This is a genomic window from Vibrio variabilis (assembly GCF_003263785.1).
GTDB classification, from domain to species: Bacteria; Pseudomonadota; Gammaproteobacteria; order Enterobacterales; family Vibrionaceae; genus Vibrio; species Vibrio variabilis.
This window is the reverse complement of the sequence record NZ_JYJK01000021.1, coordinates 24,611-32,757: the sequence shown is the minus strand read 5'-3', so window position 1 is coordinate 32,757 and position 8,147 is coordinate 24,611. Positions and strand designations below refer to the sequence as shown.

Below are 8,147 nucleotides of genomic sequence, written 5' to 3'. Positions count from 1 at the left end.
GGCGTGACCGTCACTGATAACAACAATGTTACCACCAATGGCTCGGCCACCGGCGTGGGTACTATTCTCGATGATGGCTCTGGCCCAGACCCAGATCCTGACGATGACCGCCCAACACTCTCAATCACGCCAGCGGTGTCTGTTAATGAGGGGACTGCAGCAATGTTCACCGTCGGTCTATCTGCGCAGACTGAGGCTGATGTTGTATTGAATCTCGCAACAGTGACTGGCGGCGACTACAGTACCGAGGCTAGTGATATAGGTGCTCTTACCGCGAGCTATAACGATGGTCAGTCAGATATACCACTGACCATCACCGACGGTAATGTGACTCTACCCGCGGGGGTGACTGAGTTTAAGATCACAGTACCAACGATAACAGACGGTGTTTTTGAAGATCCAGAGACCTTTGGTGTAGTGGTGACCGACAACAACGACGTGACCACCAATGGTTCTGCGACAGGTGTTGGTACCATTACGGATATCAATACACCACCAGAAGTGACAGACTTCGAGCTTTATGCCAGTGATGACAATATTCCGCTCGATTTTTCTGACTTTATTGCTGACCTTGAAGATGACCAAGATCCAGATAAAGTCACCATGATCAAAATCGAGAAGGAGCCTACTTTTGGCCAGCTCTATTTCATTAGCGATGCCGGTATACGATTCGATCTAGATGAAGGGGATATGATCGAGGAAACCTTTGATATCTATTACGATGTTGACGTTGCTTTTGATGCCACCATTGATGGCTTCACTGGTGAGCTTAGTGAGTTGGAGGAGCAGGGGATTATATTGACTGGTGGTACTTACGCAGGTGATGCGCCACATGATAACTTGACGCAAGAGATGATAGGCTTTGATGGCGCTGGCGTCTTGAAGCAGCGAGGCTATTTTACCGAGCGTGTCAATGAAAGTGGTAGTGGTAAAGAGACTGAGTCAACAGCTAAAGAGTATATGTCGGTCAAGTTCCAAAGTGGGCTGGTGAATACTCTAGCAATTGGTATCGGTGCGATGACTGGCTCGTTTAACAACGGCGATGCCCAAGTTTTTGTTTATCTATACGCTGACGGTGTACTCATTGACCCTGATCCCATTGTAATTGATGGACCCGACGACAATTCCTCTAAGCAAGCGGTAATCAATGTCGACTCAGATGTCGCGTTTGATGAGTTTAGAATCATCCCAGTCGATGACGATCAAAATGCCGGTTTCGTTCTCCAAAGCATCGAAATCATTGAAGCACAGATTGAAGACCAGTTTATGTACAGTGCTGTAGACTCTGATGGTCTTGCGAGTACGGATACAGCAACGGTTGATGTAAATATTTTGTCTAAAGGTAACCTAGACCTAACGGACGAGTTAGACTTCGCTGTACAAGGTGGCAGTGGCGTGACTGTGATACATGGCACTGACGGCAATGATCTTCTTATTGGTGGTCTCGGCGATGATGTGATGACTGGCGGTTTGGGCAACGATACGTTCAAATGGGCTGAATCTGATCTCGACGGTGGTTACGACATCATCAAAGACTTCTCGCAAGAAAATGGCAATGATGACGTAATTGACCTCTCAGACTTGTTTGACGATGACGATACCTTAGCCGATCTGCTTGCTACCGATGTTATTCATGCCGAAGAGTTAGATGGAAACACCGTAATCAGCATTGATAAAGGCAATGACAAAACGGTCAGTATTGAGCTTGAAGGTGTCGTCGGCGTAGACCTCAACACCATTCTCATCATTAACGAGCCATAAATCGCTTTTGAGAGCGAAAGGGGAAGTCGATCGGACCTCCCTTTTCGTTGTCATCCCTAAACCACCGTCTTTGGCGGAGGTAATTGTTTGGGGTTAGCTTGCCGCTTTGACTTTGCCTTCTCTCAAGTCAGTAAGAACTCTAGCTTTAGGGCCATCGGCAATGATGGTTCCTTTCTCCATTACGATAACGCGATCAACGACTTCCAACATGGATGTTTTGTGGGTAATCAGCAGCAGCGTTTCCGACTCTTTGAGCTGCTTGAGCTGGGTTTTAATGTGCAGCTCGGAGCGGTTGTCCATCGAGCTGGTGGGCTCATCCATGATCAAAATAGGTGGGCGAGCCAAGAATGCACGGGCAATGGCCACTGCCTGTCTTTGACCTCCTGAGAGTAGCAAGCCACCCTCACCCACTTGTCTTTCAAGACCAGCAGGATCTTGCTGAGTGAAGACAGTTACCCCCGCTCGGTTTGCAGCATCCATCACGTCGCGATCATCGACCAGAGGTCGGCCTAGAGTAATGTTGTCACGAATAGAGCCGTAAAATAGAGCGCAGTCTTGTGGCACACAGCCAATATTGCGCCTTACGTCCACGTGATGAAGCTGAGCAATGTCAGTTTCATCAATCCTGACGTGCCCTTCCGTTGGTTGGTAAAGACCCATGATGAGCCGCTCAAGCGTTGTTTTCCCTGAGCCAATACGGCCGATGATAGCCACTTTCTCTCCTGGCTCTATCGTTAAGCTTAAATCCCGAATCGACGCCATGGGTGAATCTGGGTAGTGGAAGGTGACGCGATCGAGTTCAATTTTGCCGTGAATGATCGGGCGGTGAATGTAGCGCTTGCCCTCTTCTTGCTCGTCTGGCATCGCCATGACCTGTTCGATAATAGTCATTGACGATTTGGCTTGGTTGTAGCGCGTTGATAGCAGTGAAAGCTGCACCAATGGACCAATTGCCCGGCTACTCAACATGGTTGCGGCAATCAGTCCACCCATGGTCAGTTCACCTTCTGCAATTAAGTAAACGCCTAGGATGATCATGCCAATGTTGGAGGATTGCTGCACAAAGCCAGCGGTATTTTGAATGCCATCAGTAATACGCTTGCTTTTTATATTCCAGTTTGCCATGTGAGCAACCGCTTCTTCCCAGCGGTATTGATATTGGCTTTGGGCGCCAAATATCTTCACAGTTTCCAGTCCAGCTAAACTCTCGATTAAGTTAGCGTATTTTTGCGATGCAAGACGCGACCCTTCTTCGATGGTTTTGCGAAGCGGCCCTTGGATGAGTAGCGAATAAATAATGAGAATCACAACCCCGACAATAGGGATGATCACCAAGTTACCCGCCATTAGCCAAATGATGACTAAGAACAGCAGCGCAAACGGTAGGTCAATCAGTGATGCTATGGTGGCCGAGGTGAAAAACTCTCGAATGGATTCAAACTCTTGCAAGTGGCGCGCAAACGCACCGACCGACGGTGGACGCGATTCCATTCGGATACCCATCACCTTGCTAAACAGCTTCGATGAAATAAGAATGTCTGACTTTTTACCTGCAACGTCAATAAAGTAACTGCGCATGAGTTTGAGCAGTAAATCAAAACCAAAGACGATAAAAATACCTGCCGCCAGTACCCATAGAGTTTCAAAGGCAAGGTTTGGTACCACTTTGTCGTAGACCAAACGAGTGAACAGCGGCGCGGCTATAGCAAATATGTTGATAAGCAGTGAGGCAATTAACACATCACGGTAGATGCGCTTTGATTCCCATAAGGTGCCCCAAAACCAGTGGCCATCTCGGGTCTTAAGTACTTCAGGAGAGCGCTCGTCGTAGCGAAACTGCTTTTTAACCAGGAAGTAACGACCGGAGTACTGGGCAATAAGATCGTCTAGGGCAATGGAGATGGGCACCATGCCAGATTCAAGTGTAATGATTTCCGCTTCATTTCTTTCTTGATCGATACTGTTCAGCACGCATGCATCGCCGCCTTTGAGAAGCAAAATGACAGGAAAAACGATGGTTGGAATAGCATCTAGATCCGCCCGGTTTTCTTTAGCGACCAAACCCGCACGCTCGGCGGAGCGTGGCAGTAAGAATGGGGTCAGTTTGCCTGAAGATAGGGGCAGGCCATTAACCAACGCCTCTGGGGAGTTGGCTAAGCCGTAATATCGACTGATGTAGATGAGCGAATTGAGTAACGGATCCTTCATGGATTCTTGCACCTATTATTTGTCCACAATAAAGCCTTGGAACACATCAACAAAGTGCTCAGACAAGAAGTCGAGCTGAGTTTGTGTTTCCACGCGCGAGGCGATGGTTTTAATACCTAAGTTGTGCGCTGTTCTTGAAATTGACGTCAGCGTAAACTTCTGTTTTTCATCATCCAGTTGATGGGTGTATAAGTAATCCAATTTCACGTAATCGGGTCTAAACTCGTTGAGGTATTCCAGAGATTGGAAGTTGCGCCCGTAGTTATCGACACCAAATTTTGCTCCCGCATTGCGAATAGCATTACAAAATAGAGCGGTGTGATGCGGGTTGCTGATAAAGCAGCTCTCTGGTATCTCAAAGTGCAGCTTCTCACAAATGGTGGCGTGCTTACTGAGTTCTAACGATATCCAGCGAATGAAGCTTGGTTGAGCAATACTCGTCGGCGTAATGTTGATGGCAATGGCATCAGACATTTCTTCGCGTTCCAGTTTGTTGATGACAGACGTAATGACGTGCTCATCGAAGATGTGGCTGGCATCAAGTTGTTCAAGCGCCAATAAATATTGGTTGGCCGTGTAGCGCTCGCCATCTTTTTCAATCGCCGAGAACACCTCACGGTGATAGGTTTCCCCCAACTGCTATTAGCGGCTTGGAAGCGGAAAGTGACTTCTTCGTCGTTGATGGCCTCTTCGACCAAGGCGCGCCATTGCTGTTTGCCCATGATGACGCCAGTTTGTTCGCTGGAGATGTAACCATAGTCCATCTCCGGATTCGACTTCGCTTTGGTGAGCGCGTTATCCAGCACAGACAGCATTTGCGTGGAGTTTTTGCGCTCTTCATTAAATACCACACCCAGTGATGCTTTCGCTTTACTAAGACCTGTAGGGTCTGCATTGAGATCTTGAATGCAGGTGATGATGCTGTTGGCGGCGAACTTGAGCTCATTTTCATCAATATTCGGAAATACAAAACCAAACTCATCCGTCGAGATACGAGCGATCACGGTGTTTGGTAAATTAATGGTCATTGACAGTAGATCGGCAAGCTCGCGTACTAGCCCATCTCCAGCTTCATAACCTTCGCTCTTGTAGGTCTGCTTAATAAACTCAGCATGCAGGATAGCAACGCCACCCAATGAAGATTCGGTCAGCCACTGATTGAGCTGTCCCATGAAGAAAGCACGGTTACCAAGGTGGGACACGGGATCCATATAGGCGCGTTCACGCAGCTTCTGTGCTTCTTTCGCTTGCTGTTTGAATGATTCTTCTACGTGTGCTGACATGCTATTGATGCCATCTACGACAGCAATCAAATCTTTGGTTCTAGGTCTAAGCAGTGGCTCACCAAATTGACGATTGGCCACTTGTTCCATTTTAAGCACGATGGCGCGCAGTGGATTCAGCGCTCGGCGTAATATAAAAGCGATAGCGAGTAAGCCCAATACGAGAATGCCGAGGAATGCCGCCGAAAGACGCTCAAATGCATGCCAAAGCTGAGAGTAGGCCTCGCCAGGGTGACTAACAATCTCAACTTCAGCCAATTGCAGCCAGCCACTGGTGACGACGCGGGAGTCTGAATGGGCGAAAACAGAGGAAGATTAGTGAACCATGCAGGCACGTCGCTCGGCTTGATGGGGTAGGTGCGCAGTATCTCTTCATCGCTTTCAAGAAAGACCAGACGAACTGTAGAGTAGGTGCTGCCGTCAAATAGGGCATTGATCACCGATTCTACAGCCACTTTGTCTTGAGACTGGAGGTACGGCGCCAAGGCAAGTCCGACGGTGTTGATGGTGTTATTGACCTCTGAGCGTTGTTGCTGCTCTAAAAAGTTTCGGGTGGTGTTAAATTCGATGATAAACACCGACGTCAATAACAGTAAAAAAACGGCTATCATGCCGACCACTAGCTGTCTGTATAGTGTCATAATTATTTACTCGTCGTAATTTACCTTTGGTTTCCGTAACGTTAATGAGCGCTCGCGACTGCGCAAATCATTCCATAATTTTAGTCTCGACGACTTTCCGGCTAACTTGCCTTGGGTGGTTTTCATGGTCCAAAGGTTGCGACCATTAAAACTGTATATCGGTAGTAGGTCTCCACGTTGAGACGCAGGTTTTATTTCACCAATCAGGTTGTCCAAAATCAGTGGCTGCGAGCGTGGCGTTTCGTAGTAGGCGAGTACCATGTGGAACTGATTGAGTTCTATCGCCTTGACGTAGACCAAACGTAGCTTTTTATCGGAGATACCGAGCTCGAGCAGCGAGAAGTACTTGGCAATGGTGAAATCTTCACAGTCACCAGCATTGCTGCCTAAAAATTCCAGTGGTGTTGCCCAGTAGTCCTTTTTGCCCCACAGCTTGATATCGTCAACAAAGTTGAGCTGATTAAAAAACTCATTGATGCCAGCAAGTTGCTCTTTTTCGGAGCGACCTTGTAAACCCGCCAACACCGAACGCCAGGTTTCAACACGCTTGCCTGCGCGCTGGCCGTAAGTTGCACTCACGGTCGAGATCCAACGCTGCTCCTGTTTGGTGTAAGCGTTACTCTGGGTCGCTAGGCCAAGTGCCGCAGCGATCGTGCATCCTATCAGTGCATATTTTAGTTTGGTGCGCAGACGCTTCCTTGGCTCAATGTCTATCACTCAATCCCTTTACTCTTTAAGAGCGTTATTCTTAGCGCTTAAAATTGGCTTAAGCAGGTAATCCAATACCGTCCGTTTACCAGTGATGATGTCGACCGATGCTGTCATGCCGGGAATAATTGGCAGCGTTTCATCGTGACCAAAATTGGTTTGTTCGGTTCGCACTCGGACAATGTAAAAACTGTTGCCTTCTTCATCCTGAGTGGTATCGGCGCTTATGTGTTCTAATGTGCCGTCCAGGCCGCCATATTTGGTAAAGTCATAGGCACTAAACTTAACAATGGCGTGCAAGTCTGGACGCAAGAAGGCGATGTCTTGTGGGGCAATTTTGGCTTCAACTAGCAAGGTGTCTTCGGTCGGAACGATCTCGACAATATCCATACCCGGCTGAATTACGCCGCCCACGGTATTCACATTGAGGGTTTTCACGGTGCCGTTTACCGGAGAGACCACGACGGTGCGGTTAACCCTGTCTTCCAACCCCACTGCGGATTCGGTCATTGATGATAATCTGTCTTGTGCTTCATTGAGCTTTTCTTGCTGCTCCGAGCGAAACTTCTGGGCAATATCAATGCGACTCAGCTTGGCTTCATCAATGGCTGAGCGTAGCGCGGGCAATTTGAGCTCCGTTGATGTGAGCTCTCGGCGCGTATCGTTGACTTGGCGTTGTAATTTGAGCAGCTCAACGCGTGGCACCACGCCTTCTTCCGCCAGTGGCTTGGTGATATTGAGTTCGTCACGAGCCAGGTTGTAGCCGTTTCTTAAGTTGCGAGCTCTTGCTTGCATTTCGACTAGATCTTGTTGTTTTTGGCGAACTTGTTGGTTGATAACAGAGAGCTCGTTACGCAGCTCATTGAGATCCTGTCGGTACTCAGCACGTTGGCGCGCTACTAGGTTTTTATTGTTCTCTTCGAAAGTTGGAGGAAAGGCGAGCTTATTGGTATCTAGAGTCACCGATTTTTGCCAGTCATCGCCGGTGCGATCTTCATCAATCACCACGCTCGATAAAGAGGCTGAAAGCTGAAGTACGTTGGCAGTCAGGCTGAGTACCTGTTGCTCACGTTCGCGAAAGTCAGAGCGAAAACGCGTGTCATCGATGAGAAGCAGCTGCTGGCCTTGAGTCACACTGTCGCCCTCTCTGACGAGGATTTCTTTGACCAGTCCTCCTTCGAGGTTCTGAATCACTTGTACTTGAGAGGATGGGATGACCTTTCCTTGACCTACGGTGACTTTATCGATTTCTGCCCACGCCGCCCAAACAATGGCACAAATGAAAAATGCCACCATAACCCAAAGCATGATGCGGGCACTGGTGGGGGTATTGAGTAGCAGCGCGGCGGTTTTATCATCAATGTAATCCAGCTCGGCGTCCGACACCTTTTTGTATTCTTTATTATCCATATTCCATCCGCAAGGGTGATGTTCAGGAGTCGACTAATAGTCTGATTCTATTACCAAGATTATCCATCTGTAACCTGTTGTGATAGAAAGAGTCGATCCATCATGCATTATTGGACGTAGTTCACGATGTGGCCGC

General features: G+C 48.2%; 3 protein-coding genes and 2 pseudogenes. 1 reads left to right on the top strand and 4 read right to left on the bottom strand.

Annotated elements, in window-relative coordinates; translation table 11 throughout:
- Positions 1 to 1,761: pseudogene (locus TZ48_RS03935) on the top strand (hypothetical protein); the annotation flags it as partial.
- 93 nt (positions 1,762 to 1,854) lie between these two features.
- Here TZ48_RS03935 and TZ48_RS03930 read toward each other — a convergent pair.
- The 4 genes and pseudogenes from TZ48_RS03930 to TZ48_RS03915 form a co-directional block, all read right to left on the bottom strand.
- Entirely contained in the window at positions 1,855 to 3,969 is a 2,115-nt protein-coding gene (locus tag TZ48_RS03930; RefSeq protein ID WP_112478323.1) for a type I secretion system permease/ATPase, read from the bottom strand.
- Between the two features lie 15 nt (positions 3,970 to 3,984).
- Positions 3,985 to 5,893, bottom strand: a pseudogene (locus TZ48_RS03925) (bifunctional diguanylate cyclase/phosphodiesterase).
- A 6-nt stretch (positions 5,894 to 5,899) separates the two neighbouring features.
- Positions 5,900 to 6,559 (bottom strand): transglutaminase-like cysteine peptidase, encoded by a 660-nt coding sequence (locus TZ48_RS03920; protein ID WP_112478326.1) that lies wholly within the window; start codon positions 6,557 to 6,559, stop codon positions 5,900 to 5,902.
- 60 nt (positions 6,560 to 6,619) lie between these two features.
- Positions 6,620 to 8,011 (bottom strand): HlyD family type I secretion periplasmic adaptor subunit, encoded by a 1,392-nt coding sequence (locus TZ48_RS03915; RefSeq protein ID WP_112478322.1) that lies wholly within the window; start codon positions 8,009 to 8,011, stop codon positions 6,620 to 6,622.
- Between the last annotated feature and the right edge of the window lie 136 nt (positions 8,012 to 8,147).